This window comes from Streptomyces sp. NPDC007929 (genome assembly GCF_042959065.1).
In the GTDB taxonomy this organism is placed as follows: domain Bacteria; phylum Actinomycetota; class Actinomycetes; order Streptomycetales; family Streptomycetaceae; genus Streptomyces.
In genome coordinates, this window is sequence record NZ_JBIBKD010000014.1 from 36507 (window position 1) to 54681 (window position 18175).

16 protein-coding genes are annotated in these 18175 nt (G+C 71.6%); 7 read left to right on the forward strand and 9 right to left on the reverse strand.

What is annotated here, in order from left to right:
• A complete protein-coding gene (locus tag ACFZDE_RS34725; protein WP_391207159.1) occupies window positions 1-921 on the reverse strand; it encodes a metal ABC transporter solute-binding protein, Zn/Mn family in 921 nt (306 codons plus the stop codon).
• A 185-nt stretch (window positions 922-1106) separates the two neighbouring features.
• On the opposite strand from ACFZDE_RS34725, the gene ACFZDE_RS34730 reads away from it, so the two are divergent.
• The 3 genes from ACFZDE_RS34730 (at window position 1107) to ACFZDE_RS34740 (ending at window position 3262) form a co-directional block, all read left to right on the forward strand.
• A complete protein-coding gene (locus tag ACFZDE_RS34730) occupies window positions 1107-1787 on the forward strand; it encodes a PAS domain-containing protein (protein WP_390999473.1) in 681 nt (226 codons plus the stop codon).
• Complete coding sequence (locus ACFZDE_RS34735; protein WP_390999469.1) at window positions 1784-2761, forward strand: pyridoxal-phosphate dependent enzyme; 978 nt, start codon at window positions 1784-1786, stop codon at window positions 2759-2761. The genes ACFZDE_RS34730 and ACFZDE_RS34735 overlap by 4 nt, the downstream gene beginning before the upstream one ends.
• 141 nt (window positions 2762-2902) lie before the next feature.
• Window positions 2903-3262, forward strand: a complete 360-nt coding sequence (locus ACFZDE_RS34740) for a cupin domain-containing protein (RefSeq protein ID WP_391207162.1) — start codon at window positions 2903-2905, stop codon at window positions 3260-3262.
• 14 nt (window positions 3263-3276) lie between these two features.
• Here the strand turns inward: ACFZDE_RS34740 and ACFZDE_RS34745 are convergent, their stop codons facing one another.
• Together ACFZDE_RS34745 and ACFZDE_RS34750 are read right to left on the reverse strand one after the other, a co-directional pair.
• Window positions 3277-4635 (reverse strand): VWA domain-containing protein, encoded by a 1359-nt coding sequence (locus tag ACFZDE_RS34745; protein ID WP_391207166.1) that lies wholly within the window; start codon window positions 4633-4635, stop codon window positions 3277-3279.
• A complete protein-coding gene (locus ACFZDE_RS34750; RefSeq protein ID WP_391207169.1) occupies window positions 4632-5489 on the reverse strand; it encodes an AAA family ATPase in 858 nt (285 codons plus the stop codon). Before ACFZDE_RS34750 ends, ACFZDE_RS34745 begins: the two co-directional genes overlap by 4 nt.
• Window positions 5490-5722: 233 nt before the next feature.
• Between ACFZDE_RS34750 and ACFZDE_RS34755 the strand changes: the two genes are divergently transcribed.
• Window positions 5723-6517, forward strand: a complete 795-nt coding sequence (locus ACFZDE_RS34755) for an SDR family oxidoreductase (protein WP_391207174.1) — start codon at window positions 5723-5725, stop codon at window positions 6515-6517.
• A gap of 30 nt (window positions 6518-6547) precedes the next feature.
• On the opposite strand, the gene ACFZDE_RS34760 is transcribed toward ACFZDE_RS34755, so the two are convergent.
• From ACFZDE_RS34760 to rhaI, 6 genes are all read right to left on the reverse strand, one after another.
• A complete protein-coding gene (locus ACFZDE_RS34760) occupies window positions 6548-7183 on the reverse strand; it encodes an LUD domain-containing protein (RefSeq protein WP_390999456.1) in 636 nt (211 codons plus the stop codon).
• Window positions 7180-8658 (reverse strand): LutB/LldF family L-lactate oxidation iron-sulfur protein, encoded by a 1479-nt coding sequence (locus ACFZDE_RS34765; RefSeq protein WP_391207177.1) that lies wholly within the window; start codon window positions 8656-8658, stop codon window positions 7180-7182. The genes ACFZDE_RS34760 and ACFZDE_RS34765 overlap by 4 nt, the downstream gene beginning before the upstream one ends.
• Window positions 8655-9410 carry a heterodisulfide reductase-related iron-sulfur binding cluster gene (locus ACFZDE_RS34770; protein WP_391207181.1) on the reverse strand — a complete coding sequence of 252 codons (756 nt, stop codon included), beginning with the start codon at window positions 9408-9410 and terminating at the stop codon, window positions 8655-8657. The genes ACFZDE_RS34765 and ACFZDE_RS34770 overlap by 4 nt, the downstream gene beginning before the upstream one ends.
• A 72-nt stretch (window positions 9411-9482) precedes the next feature.
• On the reverse strand, window positions 9483-10946 hold the full coding sequence (locus tag ACFZDE_RS34775) for an FGGY-family carbohydrate kinase (RefSeq protein ID WP_391207184.1): 1464 nt from the start codon (window positions 10944-10946) through the stop codon (window positions 9483-9485).
• Window positions 10943-12982, reverse strand: coding sequence for a bifunctional aldolase/short-chain dehydrogenase (locus ACFZDE_RS34780; RefSeq protein ID WP_391207188.1), 2040 nt, complete (start codon window positions 12980-12982; stop codon window positions 10943-10945). The genes ACFZDE_RS34775 and ACFZDE_RS34780 overlap by 4 nt, the downstream gene beginning before the upstream one ends.
• A gap of 207 nt (window positions 12983-13189) precedes the next feature.
• Window positions 13190-14350: an L-rhamnose isomerase gene (gene rhaI / locus ACFZDE_RS34785; RefSeq protein WP_390999441.1), complete on the reverse strand. Its 1161-nt coding sequence runs from the start codon at window positions 14348-14350 to the stop codon at window positions 13190-13192.
• A 261-nt stretch (window positions 14351-14611) separates the two neighbouring features.
• Between rhaI and ACFZDE_RS34790 the strand changes: the two genes are divergently transcribed.
• The 3 genes from ACFZDE_RS34790 to ACFZDE_RS34800 are packed head-to-tail and all read left to right on the forward strand — an operon-like array spanning window position 14612 to window position 18151.
• A complete protein-coding gene (locus tag ACFZDE_RS34790) occupies window positions 14612-16129 on the forward strand; it encodes an ATP-binding cassette domain-containing protein (protein ID WP_391207191.1) in 1518 nt (505 codons plus the stop codon).
• The gene (locus ACFZDE_RS34795; protein ID WP_390999435.1) at window positions 16126-17166 is read left to right on the forward strand and encodes an ABC transporter permease; all 1041 of its coding nucleotides are present in this window, start codon (window positions 16126-16128) and stop codon (window positions 17164-17166) included. The genes ACFZDE_RS34790 and ACFZDE_RS34795 overlap by 4 nt, the downstream gene beginning before the upstream one ends.
• Window positions 17159-18151, forward strand: a complete 993-nt coding sequence (locus tag ACFZDE_RS34800) for an ABC transporter permease (protein ID WP_390999432.1) — start codon at window positions 17159-17161, stop codon at window positions 18149-18151. The genes ACFZDE_RS34795 and ACFZDE_RS34800 overlap by 8 nt, the downstream gene beginning before the upstream one ends.
• Window positions 18152-18175 lie beyond the last annotated feature (24 nt).

Here is an 18175-nt window from a genome sequence, read left to right on the forward strand (position 1 = left end):
TCACTTGGCCAGCGCGCTCGCGAGCGCGTCGAGGTTGGCGGTCATCCAGCCGAGGTAGTCCTCGCCCTTGGGCAGGGTCTCCGTCACGGGCACCACGGGGATGCCGGCGGCCTTGGCCGCCGCCTCGGCCTTCTCGGTCTGCGGACCGGAGGTCTGCTCGTTGTAGACGAGGGCCTTCACCTTCTTGCCGCTGAACAGCGCGAGGTTCTCCGCCAGGACGCGCGGGGGGACGTCGTCGCCCTCCTCGACGGCCTCGCTGAACTTCGCGGGCGTTTCGTTCACCAGGCCGCTCGCCTCGAGCATGTAGAGCGGTACCGGTTCGGTGATGGCGACTCCCTCGCCGCCGTGCGCCTTCTTGATCCGCGCCTCCTCGGCCCGCAGCGGTGCGAGCTTCGCCTTGAAGGCGGTGGTGTTCTTCGTGAAGGCGCCCGCGCCGCTCGGGTCGGCCTTGGCGAGTGCGGCGCGGATGCGGTCGGCAACCTTGGCGACGGTGGGGAAGTCGTACCAGACGTGCTCGTTGAGTTCCCCGCCCTCGGGCGCGGTTCTGCCGGACACGTCGACCGCGTTGATCACATCGGCGGAGTCGTTGTGCCCGCTCGCCAGCATGCGGTCGACGAAGTCGTCGTAGCCGCCGCCGTTCTCGATGACGACCTTCGCCCTGGACAGCGCCAGCTGGTTCTGGGGGTCGGCTTCGTAGGAGTGCGGGTCCTGGCCGGGGTCGCTGATGACCGACGTGACGTCGACCCGGTCGCCGCCGATGCGCCGGGCGATGTCGCCGTAGACGTCGGTGGAGGCGACCACCGCCACGCGGGCGGGCGCGCTCTTGCCGTCCGCCGGGTCCGACGAGCTGCCGCAGCCTGCGAGCAGGGCCAGTGACGCGCTGGTCAGCAGCGCGATACGGCGGGGCGTGGACAGGGACATGGTGCCTCCAGGGCGGACGTGCAGGGGGGTGATCGGCAGGCATCACGCTAAGTGGGAATGAATGTCAGAAGCGGATTCGAGCCCAAGGTATGTGAAAACCATTGCCAACTATTGAGAATCCATTGGACTGTCTATCCAAGAGCTGGACTTGTGGTCTAAAGTGAGGGGAGTCGAGAGGGGGAGTGATGAGCGGTGGGCCGGATGCCGAGCGGGACGCGATCCTCGCCGCGCTGAAGCCGGTCGTGGCGGGAATCGCCGCGACCTTCGGGCCGGTGTGCGAGGTCGTGCTGCACGACTACCGCACCCCCGAGGAGTCGGTGGCCGCCGTGGCCGGGTCACTGACCGGGCGCGTGGTCGGTGGCGCGATGAGCGAGATCGGCATGCGCGTCCTCGCCCGCGGCGACGCGGCGGAGGACGAACTGAACTACGTCACCCGCACCCGCGGCGGGACACTGGTGAAGTCCTCCACGATGGTGCTGCGGGACTCCACCGGAGCCGTGTTCGGCGCCCTCTGCGTCAACGTGGACGTCGGCGCCGTCACCCAGGTCCACAGCCTGCTCGGTGCCCTCGCCGGACTCGGCACCGCCCCGGCGGAGCTGCCGACCACGACCTTCGGCAACGACATCGACGCCGTGGTCGACGCCCTCGTCGACGTCCACCAGTCGAAGCAGCGCGGCAGCTGGGCGGAGCTCGACCGCGCGGAGCGCCTGGAGCTGTTCGGCGGCCTGGACACCCGCGGTGTCTTCGCCGTGCGCGGTGCCGTCGAACAGGTCGCCGCCCGGCTCGGCATCTCCCGCGCCTCCGCCTACAACTACCTGTCCCGGGCCCGGGCCGCCCACGACACTTCCACCGGAGGACCCGCGTGACGACCACCACCCCACCGGTCACCCTCGACGACGTCCGCGACGCCGCCGCCCGCATCGAGGGGGTCGCCCACCGCACCCCCGTGCTGCGCTCCCGCACCCTCGACGCCCTCACCGGCGCCGAAGTCCACCTCAAGTGCGAGAACTTCCAGCGCGTGGGCGCCTTCAAGTTCCGCGGCGCCTACCACGCCGCCTCCCGTCTCACGCCCGAGCAGCTGTCCCGCGGGATCGCCGCCTACTCCTCCGGCAACCACGCCCAGGCCGTCGCCCTGGCCGCCCGTGAGCTGGGCACCACCGCGGTCATCGTGATGCCGCAGGACGCCCCGCCGTCGAAGCGGGCCGCCACCGCCGGCTACGGCGCCGAGATCGTCACCTACGACCGCTACACCGGCGACCGCGTCGCCATCGCCGAGGCTCTCGCCGCCGAGCGCGGCCTCGCCCTCATCCCGCCGTACGAACACCCGCACGTGATGGCGGGACAGGGCACCGCCGCCCTCGAACTCCTGGAGGAGACCGGGGAGCTGGGTGCGTTGCTGGCGCCGGTCGGCGGCGGCGGGCTGATGGCCGGCAGCGCCACGGTGGCCAAGGGCCTGCACCCCGGCATCCGCACCATCGGCGTCGAGCCGCAGGCCGGGGACGACACCAAGCGCTCGCTGGAGGCCGGCCGGCGCGTCAGCATCGCCGTCCCGCACACCATCGCCGACGGCCAGGCACTGCACACACCCGGCGAGCTGACCTTCTCGGTCAACCAACGACTCCTCGACGACGTCGTCCTGGTCACCGACGACGAGATCCGCGACGCCATGCGGTTCGCCTTCGAACGCCTGAAGATCGTCGTCGAGCCGAGCGGCGCCACCCCGCTGGCCGCCCTGCTCACGGGCCGGGCGGGCCCCCTGCCACCGCGCGTCGGCGTGATCGTCTCCGGCGGCAACATCGACACCGGGCGCTTCGCCGAGCTGTGCGGCAGCGGTGGCTGAGCGCGCCGTCCCCGAATGGCGGGCCCGGGTGGCAGGGCGGACGATTGAGTGGTAGGCAGCCGGTCGCCGACGGCGGTGTCCAGGGCCGCCGGGGAGGGCCGGCCCCGGCCGCGGGGCGTCGCGGCCGGAAGGGAGCGCGTCATGCTGGAAGTGAAGACGCTCGACAAGCCCGATGAGCGGCGTGATTTCCCCCGCGGTCACCTCGAAGCCGTGCACATGACGGAACTCGACTTCGCCGTGGCCACCTTCGAGCCCGGCTGGCGCTGGACGGAGTGCTTGGGCCCGATCGCGGGCACCGCGACCTGCCAGATGCACCACTACTGCTGCATGGTCCAGGGCCGTATGCACATCCTCATGGACGACGGCGGGGAGACCGAGGTCGGACCCGGCGACGTCTTCGTCGTCTCACCCGGTCACGACGCCTGGGTCGTGGGCGACGAGCAGGTCGTGGTCTACGACTTCGAGGGCCAGACGGCGAAGGAGTACGGGAGGCAGGAGTAGCGACTCCCGCCTGATCACACCGGCAGCAGCCGTGCCACCAGCGCGCTCAACTGCCGGACGTTGCGGCACTCGTGCATCGCGACCAGCTCGGCGTAGGCGGGCGCGACGGAATCGCCCGTGCCCCAGCGGGAGCGCTGCTCCGGGTTCAGCCAGTGGACACGGCGGGCGCGTTCGGCGATCTGCCGCACGGCGGGCAGGTTCGGGTCACTCCGGTTCGTGCGCGCGTCACCCAGTACGAACACGGTCGTACGCGAACCGACCGCGTCCGCGTACCGCTCCGCGAACTCGCCCAGCGCCATGCCGTAGTCACTGCTGCCGTGGTAGCCGGTGACCGCCGCCTCGCCCTGGATACGGCCGCTCAGCCCCTCCGGGTCGGCCCGGCCGCGCTCCAGCAGCCCGGTCACCTCGTCGACCCGGTTGACGAAGGCGAACACCCGCACCTTGCTGAACTGGTCGTGCAGCGCCTGCACCAGCAGCATCGTGAAGTCGGAGAAACCGGAGACGGACCCCGACACATCGCACAGCAGCACCAGTTCGGGACGGGCCGGGCGCCGTCGGCGCAGCACCGGCCTCATCGGCACCCCGCCCGTCGACAGCGAACCGCGCAGGGTCCGCCGCAGATCGATCGTGCCCCGCGAGGCGCGACGGCGCCGGGCGGCCAGCCGGGTCGCGAGCTTGCGGGCCAGCGGCTGGACCGTCCTGCGCAGCTCGGCCAGCCGGTCCTGCCCGGCGAACAGGAAGTCGACCCGGTCGGCGGTCGGGGCCACCGCCCGCCGGGCGATCTCGTCCCGGCCGCGCCGCTCGGCGACCCGCCGCCGGGCCTGAGCCGCCACCAGAGCGCGGAAGACGTCGATGCGCCGCCGGATCTCGTCCTCCAGCAAGCGGTCCGTGAAACCCCGGCTCCCGCCCTGCCCGCGGACGTTGTCGCGCACCCGGGCCAGCAGCGTCTGCGGCCGCAGCCGTTCGAGCGTCTGGTACGACGACCAGCCGTCCGACTCCGGCGAGGAACCGTAGCCGCCGAAACCGTCGACCGCCTCGATCGCCAGCCGGGCCAGCATCGCCCGGTCGTCGGCGGTCAGGGCGTCGGCCAGCCGGTCCCGCAGGTCCTCCCGTCCGGCCGCCCGCTGCTCCGGGCCACCCACACCGCTCGGGAAGTACAGGTCGAAGACGGGGTCGAACACCTGCCGCTGCCCGGCCCCGTGCAGCAGGGTCGCCGCGAGCCCCTCACGCAGCAGTTCCCGGTCCGCGAGACCGAGTTCCGCGACCGCCCGCGCCGCGTCGACGCTCTCGCCGGTGCCGATCCGCATGCCGTGCGCCCGCAGCGCCCCGACCAGGGACGTCAGCCGCTCGGCGACGCCCGCCGACGTGGTCACAGGGCGTCCAGGTCGAGCTTGGCCGAGGCCTTGAGGACGTCGTCCTGGTGCTTGAGCAGTACCCCGAGCGTGGCCCGCACGACGGTCTCGTCGAGGGATCCGGCGCCGAGGGCGAGCAGGGTGTGCGCCCAGTCGACGGTCTCGGCGACCGACGGCACCTTGCGCAGGTCCATCGCCCGCAGCGCGCCCACGACCCGCACGACCGAGCGGGCCAGCGCCTCGTCCAGGCCGGGCACCTTCAGCCGGACGATCCGGCGCTCCAGCTCCTCGTCCGGGAAGCCGATGTGCAGGAAGAGACAGCGCCGGCGCAGCGCCTCGGACAACTCCCGGCTCGCGTTGGAGGTGAGGACGACGAAGGGGCGCCGCGTCGCGGTGATCGTGCCCAGTTCGGGGACGGTCACCTGGAAGTCGCTGAGCACCTCCAGCAGCAGGCCCTCCACCTCGACGTCCGCCTTGTCGGTCTCGTCGATCAGCAGCACCTTGGGATCGTCGCCCCGGATCGCGGTCAGCAGCGGCCGGGTGAGCAGGAACTCCTCGCTGAAGATGTCCGTTCGGGCCTCGTCCCACGTCTCGTCACGGCCGGCGCTGATGCGCAGGAGCTGCTTGGCGTGGTTCCACTCGTACAGGGCGCGGGACTCGTCGACGCCCTCGTAGCACTGGAGGCGGACGAGCCGTGCCCCGGCCACCGTGGCGACGGCCTTGGCGAGTTCCGTCTTGCCGACGCCGGCCGGGCCCTCCACCAGGAGCGGTTTGCCGAGCCGGGCGGCGAGGAAGACGGTCGTGGCGACGGCGGGGGAGGCGAGGTAGCCGGTCCCGGCCAGGCGTGCGGAGACATCGTCGACGGATGTGAACAACGGGGCCTCCAGGACGGCGGCGTGGGGCGGACGGACCGAGCACTATCTAAGCGCTTGTTCACCCACGCTGTCACGGGGTTCCCGTGCCCGGATCGCGGGGTCCGGCTCCCGGCGCGTAGCGGCGCCCCGGTGCGCCGTCTTCTGTATGACTGGAGTGCCTTCCGTATGACTGGAGTGCCCGGGAGCCGCCCCCGGGTACCCGATCACCCCTGTACCGAAAGGACCGACACGGTATGCAGATCGATCTGTTGGGCCGCACCGCTCTGGTCACCGGCTCCACACAGGGCATCGGCGCCGCGATCGCCGCGGGTCTGGCCGGGTCCGGCGCCCGGGTGGGCGTCAACGGCCGCTCGCCCGGCCGGGTCCGGGAAGCGGTGGACCGGATGCGGGACGAGGTGCCCGGCGCCGACCTCGTGCCCGTCGCCGCCGACGTCACCACCGACGAGGGCGCACGGCAGGCGGTGGAGACGCTCGGGCAGGTCGACATCCTCGTCAACAACCTCGGCGTCTTCGAGTCCGCCGACCCCCTGGAGATCAGCGACGAGGAGTGGCGCCGCTACTTCGACGTCAACGTCCTGTCGGCGGTGCGCCTCACCCGGCTGGTGCTGCCCGGCATGACCGAGCGCGGCTGGGGGCGCGTCCAGTACATCGCCAGCGACTCGGCGGTCGTCATCCCCGACGAGATGATCCACTACGGCATGTCCAAGACCGCCCTGCTCGCCGTGAGCCGGGGCTTCGCCAAGCAGGCGGCCGGCACCGGCGTCACAGTGAACTCGGTCATCGTGGGCCCGACCCACACCGGCGGCGTCGAGGACTTCGTCTACCAGCTCGTCGACCGCGACCTGCCGTGGGACGAGGCCCAGCGCGCCTTCATGCGGCTGCACCGGCCGCAGTCCCTGCTCCAGCGGCTGATCGAGCCGGAGGAGATCGCCCACATGGTCGTCTACCTCGCCTCGGAGCAGGCCTCGGCGACCACGGGCGGCGCCCTGCGCGTCGACGGCGGCTACGTCGACTCGATCCTCCCCTGAGCCCGGACGAGATCCTGCCCCGAGCCCGGGTCAGTCCTCGCCGACCAGGATCACCTCCAGCGTGCGCGGACCGTGCACCCCCTCGACCCGGTCCAGCTCGATGTCACTGGTCGCCGACGGCCCGGAGATCCAGGTCAACGGGCGCGCCGGATCGAGGCGTTCGAGCCCCTGCGGCACCGACGACACGACCTGGTCCGGCACCCGCACAACACAGATGTGATGGTCCGGGACGAGGGTGATCCGGCGGCGGCCCTGGTCGGGCGAGCCGTCCAGCACGAGGGTGCCGGTCTCGGCGATGGCGACCGCGCAGCCGGTGACCACGCTGTCGACCCGGTCCAGCTCGGCCGGCGTGCTCCCGGCCCGGTCCGCCACCCGCGTCACACCGGTCGCCGCCAGCCACTCCTCGTCCAGCCCGGGCGGCACCAGCACCGAGGCCGCGCCGCGCTTCTCCAGCAGTCCCGCGATCAGCCCGGCGAGCCCGCCGGTGTCCGTGCGGTGCACGATCGCCCGGTAGTCCGCCAGATTCTCCGCGAGCAGCTCCACCGTCTCGGCGACGCTCCGCCGCCCGTGCTCACGAAGGTAGTCCCGCGCGAGAGGCGTCTCGTCGGCCGGTACGTCCGCCAGCGCGCGCCGCACCCGCCCGAGGATCCGTTCCCTGCTGTTCACCTGTCCCCGTCCTTCCCGCCGCGTGTGCGCTGCCACCAGTCGCGGAACGGCTCGGCGGGCACCGGCGGCAGCTCCCGGGTCCCGCTCCAGGCCCGGCCGGGACCGGGCAGCGTCCGGGGATGGAGGCGGCGCGTCCGGGAGGCGGCCCGCTGGCCCGCGCGCAGCGCGCCCGGGCGCAGGAACGCCCAGCGGGCCGCGCGCATCGCCGCCCGCTCGGCGGCATGCCCCTTGGCGGGCCGCAGCACCACCTTGTTGCCGTCCCGCGTGACCTCCCCGCCCTGCACGACCCGCTCCCGCAGGTGCACCAGCACCTCGGGGATGTCGATGGCGACCGGGCACACCTCGTAGCACGCCCCGCACAGCGAGGACGCGTACGGCAGCGAGGCGTCGATCTCGCTGCCCGTGCCCCGCAGCTGGGGGCTGAGGATCGCGCCGATCGGCCCCGGGTACACCGACCCGTAGGCGTGGCCGCCCGCCCGCTCGTAGACCGGGCACACATTGAGGCACGCCGAGCAGCGGATGCAGCGCAGCGCCTGTCGGCCGACCTCGTCGGCGAGGGTGTCGGTGCGGCCGTTGTCCAGCAGCACCACATGGAAGGTCCGCGGACCGTCCTCGTCCGTGGTGCCGGTCCACGTCGAGGTGTAGGGGTTCATGCGCTCGGCCGTGGAGGAGCGGGGCAGGGTCTGCAGGAACACCTCCAGGTCCTGCCACGTCGGCACGATCTTCTCGATGCCGACGACCGAGATCAGCGTCTCGGGCAGGGTCAGGCACATCCGGCCGTTGCCCTCGGACTCCACCACCACGAGCGTGCCCGTCTCGGCGACCATGAAGTTGGCGCCGGAGACGCCGACCTTGGCCCGCAGGAACTTCTCCCGCAGATGCAGACGGGCGGCCTCGGCGAGTTCGGCCGGTGTGTCGGTGAGGCCCTCGGGGGCGGGCCGGCCCCACTCGCTCATCTCGCGGGCGAAGATGTCCCGGATCTCGCCCCGGTTGCGGTGGATCGCCGGGACCAGGATGTGCGAGGGCCGGTCCTTGCCCAACTGCACGATCAGCTCGGCGAGATCGGTCTCGTAGGCGTGGATGCCCTCGGCCTCCAGCGCCTCGTTGAGCCCGATCTCCTGCGTGGCCATCGACTTGACCTTGACGACCTCGGACTCGCCGGTCATCTTCACGAGCTGCGTGACGATCTCGTTGGCCTCGTCCGCGTCGGCGGCCCAGTGCACGACGCCGCCCGCGGCCGTGACCGACTCCTCCAGCTGCACGAGGTAGCGGTCGAGATGGCGCAGCGTGTGGTCCTTGATGCGCTTGCCCGCCTCGCGCAGTTCGGCCCAGTCGGACACCTCCGACACGGCCTTGGCACGCTTGGCGCGGATGGTGTGCGTGGCGTGCCGCAGATTGCCGCGCAGGGTCGCGTTCCCCACGGCCTCCCGCGCGGCTGCCGGGAACGCCGGCATGCCGAGATACGTTCCGCTCATACGGCCGGCTCCTCCTCGGTGCTCGCCAGGATCTCCGCGATGTGCACCGGCCGCATGCCGGTGCGCAGCCGGGCCATCGTCCCGCCGAGGTGCATCAGACATGAGTTGTCGGCCGCGCACAGCACCTCGGCGCCCGTCGACTCGGCGTTGCGCACCTTGTCGGCGCCCATCGCCGCCGAGACGTCGGAGTTCTTCAGCGCGAAGGTGCCACCGAACCCGCAGCACTCCTCGGCCCCCGGCAGCTCGGCGAGTTCCAGGCCCTTCACCGCCCGCAGCAGCCGCAGCGGCCGCTCGCCGAGCCCGAGTCCGCGCAGCCCGTGACAGGTCGGGTGGTAGGTCACCTTGTGCGGGAAATACGCCCCGACGTCCGTCACGCCCAGCACGTCGACCAGGAACTCGGTCAGCTCGTACGTCTTGGGCACCACCGGCGCCAGCGTGGCCGCGAGGGTGTCCCCGCGTCCCTCGGCCCGGGCCCGCTCACCCATCCGCGGATACAGCTCCCGCACCATCGCCCCGCACGACCCGGACGGCGTCACGATCGCGTCGTACTCGCGGAATACATCGGAGAAATGCCGGGCGAGCGGCTCTGCCTCGTGGCGGTATCCGGTGTTGTAGTGCGCCTGCCCGCAGCAGGTCTGCCCGCTCGGAAAGTCGACATCGACCCCCAGTCTGGTCAGCAGTTTCACCACGGCGCGCCCGGTGTCCGGATACAGCGTGTCGTTGACGCAGGTCAGGAACAGGGCGACACGCATCGCGGCTCCTTGTGGGTCGGTCATCGGATGAGTGCAGGGTAATAGGGGGACGAGGCCGAGGGGGAGCCTCCGTCACCGCCCGGCGAGCCGGGCCCGCGCGGCGCGCCACCGCTCGGTCCCGCCCCGGGGCTCGTACCGCGTGAGCGGCTGGGTGTTCACGAGCAGCCGCCGCATTCCGGCCAGGTCGCCGACCAGCCCGTGCGCCCGCGCCTGCACGAGGACGTTGCCCAGCGCGGCGGCCTCGGTCGGCCCGGACACCACCGGCAGCCCGCACGCGTCGGCGGTCAGCTGGCACAGCAGCGCGTTGCGCGTACCGCCCCCGACCACGTGCACGACGTCGACCGCGTGTCCCGCGAGCCGCTGGGCGTCCGAGACGGCCTCGCGGTGCGCGAGGGCGAGGGAGTCGAGGATGCAGCGCGTCACCTCGGCCGGCGACTCGGGCACCGGCTGCCCGGAGGCACGGCAGGCCTCGGCGATCCGCTCCGGCATCCGCCCGGGCGCCAGGAACGCCGCGTCACCCGCGTCCACGACCGAGCGCAGGGCCGGAGCCTTGGACGCCTCCAGCAGCAGCGCGCCCAGATCCGGCTCGCCCCAGGCCCGCACGCACTCCTGGAGCAGCCACAGCCCCATGATGTTGCGCAGGTAGCGGACCGTGCCGTCCAGCCCCAGCTCATTGGTGAAGTTGGCGGCCCGGCTCTCCTCGGACAGCACCGGCGCGTCCAGCTCCAGACCGGCCAGCGACCAGGTGCCGGTGCAGATGTAGGCGAACCTCTCGCCCGACGCCGGTACGGCGGCGACCGCCGAGGCGGTGTCGTGCGACCCCACGGCCGTCACCGGCACGGGTCCGGCCAGCCCGGTCTCCTCCAGCACCGCGGGCCGCAGCAGGCCCGCCGGATCGCCGGGCTGCCTCAGCGGCGCGAACAGCTCCAGGTCGATGCCGAGCCGGGAGGCGATGCCGTACGCCCAGTCGCGGGTGCGCGGATCGATCAGCTGGGTCGTGGACGCGTTGGTCAGTTCGGTGCCCTGCTCGCCGGTCAGCCAGTACGTCAGCAGGTCCGGCACCAGCAGCAGCCGCCGGGCCCGTTCGAGCTGAACCGTCGACCGGGCCGCGGTCAGCTGGTAGAGGGTGTTGAAGGGCGCGTACTGCAACCCGGTCGCCGCGTACAGCTCGGCCGCGGGCACGGTCGCCCACACCTTCTCCGCGACCCCCTCCGTCCGGGCGTCGCGGTAGTGCACGGGGTTGCCGAGCAGCGCCCCGTCCGCGTCCAGCAGCCCGTAGTCCACGGCCCAGCTGTCGATACCGACGGAGTCGAGCCGTCCACCGCAGTGGGCCCCGGCCGCCTTCAGGCCGTCCAGTACCCCCGCGTACAGCCCGAGCACGTCCCACCGCAGCCCCTCGGGCACCCGGACGGGCCGGTTGGGGAAGCGGTGCGCCTCGCTCAGCTCCAGTGAGTCCGGGCCGACGCGGCCGACCATGACCCGCCCGCTGGACGCGCCCAGGTCGACCGCGGCGTAGGACTTCACGGCCGCGCTCATCGCAGGAAGGCGGCCGCGACGCCGGCGTCGACCGGGATGTGCAGACCGGTCGTGTGGGTGAGGTCCCCGCCGGTCAGCGCGAAGACGGCGTTCGCGACATGCTCGGGCAGCACCTCGCGCTTGAGGAGGGTCCGCTGGGCGTAGAACTCGCCCAGCTTCTCCTCCTCCACCCCGTACACGGCGGCCCGCTTCGCGCCCCACCCGCCGGCGAAGATGCCCGAGCCGCGCACCACGCCGTCCGGATTGATCCCGTTGACGCGGATGCCGTGCTCGCCCAGCTCGGCCGCGAGCAGCCGCACCTGGTGGGCCTGGTCGGCCTTGGTGGCGGAGTAGGCGATGTTGTTGGGACCGGCGAACACGGCGTTCTTCGAGGCGATGTAGACGATGTCGCCGCCCAGCTCCTGGGCGATCATCACCCGGGCCGCTTCCCGCGACACCAGGAACGAGCCGCGCGCCATGATGTCGTGCTGAAGGTCCCAGTCCTTGGCGGAGGTCTCCAGCAGCGGCTTGGAGATCGAGATGCCCGCGTTGTTGACGACGAGGTCGACCCCGCCGAAGGCCAGCACGGCGGCCTTGAAGGCCTCGGCGATCTGCCCCTCGTCCGTCACGTCGACGGTCACCGCGACGGCCTTGTCGGGCCCGCCCAGCTCCTCGGCGACGGCGGCGGCGTTCTCCGCGTTCAGGTCGGCGACGACCACACACGCGCCCTCGGCGGCGAGCCGGTGCGCGATGGCCTTGCCGATGCCGCTGCCGGCGCCCGTCACCAGCGCCACCCGGGTCGCCAGCGCCTTGGGCTTCGGCATGCGCTGGAGCTTGGCCTCCTCCAGCGCCCAGTACTCGATGCGGAACTTCTCGGACTCCTCGATCGGCGCGTACGTGGACACGGCCTCGGCCCCGCGCATCACATTGATGGCGTTGACGTAGAACTCGCCCGCGACCCGGGCGGTCTGCTTGTCCTTGCCGAAGGAGAACATGCCCACGCCCGGCACCAGCACGATCGCCGGGTCGGCGCCGCGCATGGCGGGTGAACCGGGCTCGGCGTGCCGCTCGTAGTAGGCGGCGTACTCCGCGCGGTACTCGGCGTGCAGCTCCTTCAGCCGGGCGATCGCCTCGTCGAGCGGGGCGCCCGGCGGCAGGTCCAGCACCAGCGGCCGGACCTTCGTCCGCAGGAAGTGGTCCGGACACGACGTCCCGAGCGCGGCGAGCCGCGGGTGCTCCGCGCTCGCCAGGAAGTCGAGCACGACCCCGGAGTCGTCGAAGTGCCCGACCTGGGGCCGGTCCTGCGAGGCGAGGGCCCGTACGTACGGCGCGAGCGCGGCGGCCCGCTCCCGGCGCTCACCGGTGCCCAGCGCGGCGTACCCCTCCATCACCGGCCCGAAGGGCTCGGCCTTGCCGCGTTCGGCGAGGAAGGCCTCGGCGGTCCGGATGATGTGCAGCGAGTTCCGCTCGCACTCCTCGGCGGTGTCGCCCCAGGCGGTGATCCCGTGCCCGCCGAGCACGCACCCGATGGCCCGCGGATGGGCCTCCTTCACAGCGGCGATGTCCAGCCCCAGCTGGAAACCGGGCCGCCGCCACGGCACCCACACCACGGTGTACCCGAAGCACTCGGCGGTCAGCTTCTCCCCGTCGGCGGCACAGGCCAGCGCGATACCGGAGTCGGGATGCAGGTGGTCCACGTGGGCAGCGTCCACCAGCCCGTGCATCGCGGTGTCGATCGACGGTGCCGCACCGCCCTTGCCGTGCAGGCAGTAGTCGAACGCGGCGACCATCTCGTCCTCGCGCTCGACGCCCGGGTACACCTCCACGAGCGCCCGCATCCGGTCCAGCCGCAGCACGGCGAGTCCGGCCTCGGTCAGGGTGCCCAGGTCGCCGCCGGACCCCTTCACCCACATCAGCTCCACGTCGCCCCCGGTGACGGGGTCGGTGTCGGTCCCCTTGGCGGACGCGTTGCCGCCGGCGTAGTTGGTGTTCCGCGGATCGGCACCGAGCCGACGCGAACGAGCCAGCAGCGCGGCGGCTTCGGGATGGGTTGCCATGTGCGATCAATCCTTACGGTGAGATGTGTACGGGGTTCAGCTCGGGGATGCGGGTGCGTTGCCGAGTGCGGGCGCGTGGGACGCCCCGCGCCCCTGCTTCTCAGGGGCGCGGGGAACTGCGCGAGCAACCCACCACGGCCCGCAGCCCGCGACCGGCAAGCACCCGGCAGACGATGTACGGCAGTCGGCTTCAGCCAAGCGCAGGGGTCACGCTCCCCAACCCGCCTGCTCCCCACCCACCCGCTCCGCCACGATCTTCGAAGCCCACCCGGACGCCCGGTACGCGGCAAGGGGCTCGGGGTCCAGCCCCATCTCCTCCCGCACCTCCCGCAGCAACGGCCGTACATCCGTGTTGTACGCGTCCATCAGCACCGCGTTGGCCTCCAGCACGTCCCCGGCCCGCTGAGCGGAGCTCAACGCCTCCCGGTCGATCAGCAGCGCCTTCGCCGTGGCCTCCTGGACGTTCATCACCGACCGGATGATCGCCGGGATCTTCGCCTCGATGTTGTGGCACTGGTCGAGCATGAAGGCGACCTCGGGCGTGAAGCCCCCGCCCCGGATCACCTCGTACATGATCCGGAACAGCTGGAACGGATCCGCCGCCCCGACCATCAGGTCGTCGTCCGCGTAGAACCGGGAGTTGAAGTCGAACCCGCCGAGCTTCCCCTCACGCAGCAGCGTCGCCACGATGAACTCGATGTTCGTCCCCGGCGCGTGATGCCCGGTGTCGACGACGACCTGCGCCTTGGGGCCGAGCTTCAGGCAGTGCGCGTAGGCGGTACCCCAGTCCGGCACGTCCGTCGTGTAGAACGCCGGCTCGAAGAACTTGTACTCCAGCAGCATCCGCTGCCCGTCCCCGAGCCGCTCGTAGACCTCGGCGAGCCCCTCGGCCAGCCGGTCCTGCCGGGCCCGGATGTCGTCCTGCCCGGGATAGTTCGTCCCGTCGGCGAACCACAGCTTCAGATCCGCCGAGCCCGTCGCGTCCATGATGTCGACGCACTCCAGCAGATGATCCACGGCCTTGCGGCGTACGGCGGCCTCCGGGTGGCAGATGCTGCCGAGCTTGTAGTCGTCGTCCTGGAAGGTGTTGGAGTTGATCGCGCCGAGCTTCACGCCCCGCTGCTCGGCGTGTTTGGCCAGCGCGGCGTAGTCGTCGACCCGGTCCCACGGGATGTGCAGGGCCACGGTCGGGGCGACGCCGGTGAACTCGTGCACCTTGGCCGCGTCGTCCAGCTTCTCGAACGGTGTGCGCGGCACACCCTGCTGCGCGAACACCTTGAACCGCGTGCCCGAGTTCCCGTAGGCCCACGACGGTGTCTCGACGGCCTGTGTCTTGAGAGCGGCCTTCGCCGCGGCGAGCTCGGTCACGTCAGGCTCCTGTGACATCGGGTCGTGACGACCACTGAGTGAAACGATTCAGGAGGCGAAGTTATGGGCCCCCCGAAGGGGTGTCAACCCCTCCGGGTGAGACGGTTTCCCGTGACCTGTGCGTGACCTTCTGTCCTCGAAACTTTTTCGACCGGAACCCATTGACGTGACATGCGCGGCCCGCCTAACGTCCCGGCAACCCAGTTGAAACCTTTCACGACGCCGAGAGGGCCGACCCGCCGGCGTCGTCGAGGAGCCCTCATGACCCACCCGTCCACCACGGGTCCGGCCCCGGTTCTCGCGCTGAGGGACGTCTCCAAGTCCTTCGGCGCGGTCCGTGCACTGCGGGACGTCTCCCTTGAGCTGTTCCCCGGGGAGGTGCACGCACTCGCCGGTGAGAACGGCGCCGGCAAGTCCACCCTGATCAAGACGCTCGCCGGAGTGCACCGCCCGGACGCCGGCCAGGTGCTGCTCGACGGTGTGCCCGTCGCCTTCGTCGGACCCGGTGACGCCCGCGACGCCGGCATCGCCGTGATCTACCAGGAGCCGACGCTCTTCCCCGACCTGTCGATCGCCGAGAACATCTACATGGGCCGCCAGCCGCGCCGCGCCCTCGGCCGGATCGACCACAAGGCCACCCACAACGCGACGGCCGCCCTGATGCAGCGCCTCGGCGTCGAACTCGACCCCGACCGGCCCGCCCGCGGTCTGTCCATCGCCGACCAGCAGATCGTCGAGATCGCCAAAGCCCTCTCCTTCGACGCCCGCGTCCTGATCATGGACGAGCCGACCGCCGCCCTCACCGGCAGCGAGGTCGCCCGCCTCTTCGGCGTCGTCCGCACTCTGCGCGACCAGGGCGCCGCCGTGCTGTTCATCTCCCACCGGCTGGAGGAGATCTTCGAGATCTGCCACCGGGTCACCACCCTGCGCGACGGCGCCTGGGTCGGCAGCGAACCGCTGGAGGGCATGACCGAGGACGACCTGGTGCGCCGCATGGTCGGCCGCGACCTCGACGAGCTCTACCCCAAGCAGGACGTGACACCGGGCGAGGTCGCCCTGAGCGTGCGCCGGCTGACTCGTGAGGGGGTCTTCACCGACGTCTCCTTCGAGGTCCGGCACGGCGAGATCGTCGGCCTGGCCGGGCTCGTCGGCGCAGGGCGCACCGAGGTCGCCCGGGCGGTGTTCGGCATCGACCGCCGCGACGCCGGAGAGGTCCAGGTCCACGGCAGGTCCCTGGTCAACGGCGCGCCCTCGGCCGCCATGGCCGCCGGAGTCGCCCTGGTCCCGGAGGACCGGCGCGCCCAGGGCCTGGTGATGGACATGTCCATCGAGCGGAACATCGGGCTCACCGGCCTGCGGACGACCGTGAAGGCCGGGCTGATGGACCGCGGCGCCGAGCGCAGCCGCTCCCTCGACTGGGCCGTCAAGCTCCAGGTGAAGTACGCCCGGATCGCCGACACCGTCAACACGCTCTCCGGCGGCAACCAGCAGAAGGTCGTGCTCGCCAAGTGGCTGGCCACCGGCCCGAAGGTGCTGATCGTCGACGAGCCCACCCGCGGCATCGACGTCGGCACCAAGGCCGAGGTGCACCGGCTGCTGTCGCAGCTGGCCGCCGACGGCGTCGCCGTCCTGATGATCTCCTCCGACCTGCCCGAGATCCTCGGCATGGCCGACCGCGTGCTGGTGATGCACGAGGGCCGGCTCACCGCCGAGATCCCACGCTCCGACGCCACCGAGGAAACCGTGATGGCCGCAGCCACCGGGAGGGCCGCCGCATGACGGTCGTCACCCCGCGAGAAGCCCCCGCGGCCGATGTGCCCAAGTCCAGCGGCACCCGGCTGGCCGACCGCGTCTTCAAGATGCGCGAACTCGCCATCCTGCTCGTCTTCCTGGTGATGATCGGCGTCACCCAGGCCGGCAACAGCGAGTTCCTGTCCGAGCAGGGCATCAAGGACCTGCTGCTGAACGCGACGATCCTGGTCCTGGTCGCCACCGGCCAGTCCCTCGTCGTCATCACCCGCAATGTCGACCTGTCCGTCGGCTCCACCCTCGGCATCAGCGCGTTCGCCGCCGGAACCTATCTCCAGGGCGGCGGCGACTCCGTCGTGGCGATCGCGCTGGCGGTGCTGCTCGGCATCGGCTTCGGACTGCTCAACGGTCTGCTCGTCAGCCTCGGCCAGGTGCCGGCGCTCGTCGTCACCCTCGGCACGCTCTACATCATCCGCGGCATCGACTCCATCTGGGTCGGCTCCCGTCAGATCACCGCCGCCGATCTGCCCGGCGGATTCGTCGACTTCGGCTCCGGCGGCATCTCCGCGGTGCCGTACCTGGCGCTGATCGCGCTGGCGGTGCTCATCGCCACCGCCTACTACCTCAAGCACTTCGCCGGCGGCCGCGAGCTGTACGCCCTCGGCTCCAACCCCGAGGCCGCGCGCCTGGCCGGCATCCCCGTCCGCAAGCGGATCCTCGCCGCGTACACCTTCTGCGGGGCCCTCGCCGGACTCGCCGGCGCCATGTACCTGGCCCGCTTCGGCAACGTCGACTCCGGCACCGGCAACGGCTACGAACTGACCGTCGTCAGCGCGGTCGTGGTCGGCGGCGTCGTCTTCACCGGCGGCTCCGGCAGCGTCTACGGCGCCGCCCTCGGGGCCCTGCTGCTGACCTCCGTCAACAGCGTGCTGCCCGCCCTCGGTGTCAGCTCCGTCTGGGTGCTCGCGATCAACGGCATCCTGCTCATCCTCGCGATCGCGGTCGACCGGATCGTCGCGCTGCGCGTGGCCTCCGCCCTGAAGAAGAGGAACGCCCGCCATGGCTGATCTCTCCCTGAGCCGAGCGGTCCGCTGGGACACGGTCGTCGGCGCCCTCCTCATCGTCGTCCTGCTGTTCTCCTTCGGCTTCGTCGACGGGTTCGGCAACGCCCTCAACCTGTCCTTCCTGATCGGCAACACGCTGCCCATCGCGCTGATCGCGCTGCCGATGACGCTGCTGGTGGTGTCCGGGGAGATCGACCTGTCGGTCGCGTCGACCGCCGGGCTGTCCGGGGCCGTGATGGGCGCCCTGTGGAACCAGGGCATGGCCATCGAGACGATCATCCCGATCTGTCTGCTGCTCGGTGTCGTGTGCGGACTGGTCAACGGGCTGCTGGTGACCAGGCTGGGGCTGCCGTCCCTCGCCGTCACCATCGGCACGCTGGCCGCCTACCGGGGCATCGCGCAGATCGTCCTCGGGTCCGACGCGGTCACCGACTTCCCCACGCAGTACCTGGACTTCGCGGCCGGGCGCATCGGGGACACCTTCATCCCCTACGCCTTCCTGCCGTTCCTCGTCCTGCTCACCATCGCCGTGGTCGCGCTGCACGCCACACCGTTCGGGCGCTCGCTCTTCGCGATCGGCGCGAGCGAGGAGGCCGCGCGGTTCGCCGGGATCCGCGTCAGGCGGCAGAAGCTGATCCTGTTCACGCTGACCGGTCTGATGGCCTCCCTGACCGGGATCTTCTGGGCGCTGCACTACGCCAGTGCGCGCTACGACAACGCCACCGGCCTCGAACTCTCCGTGGTGGCGGCCGTGTTGCTCGGCGGTATCGACTTCGACGGCGGCAAGGGCACGTTGGGTGGTGCGATCGCCGGCGTGTTCCTGCTCGGTGCGCTGCAGAACGTGATGAGCCTTCAGGATGTCTCGGCGCAGTCGCAGATCGTCGTCACCGGCGTACTGCTCGTTCTCTCTGTCCTCGGCCCCCGGGTCGTACGGCAGATCTCCACAGCGAGGGCGGGCCGCAGAGCCGCCTCGACCACCACCTCGTAACCCGCTCTCCGAAATAAAGGACCA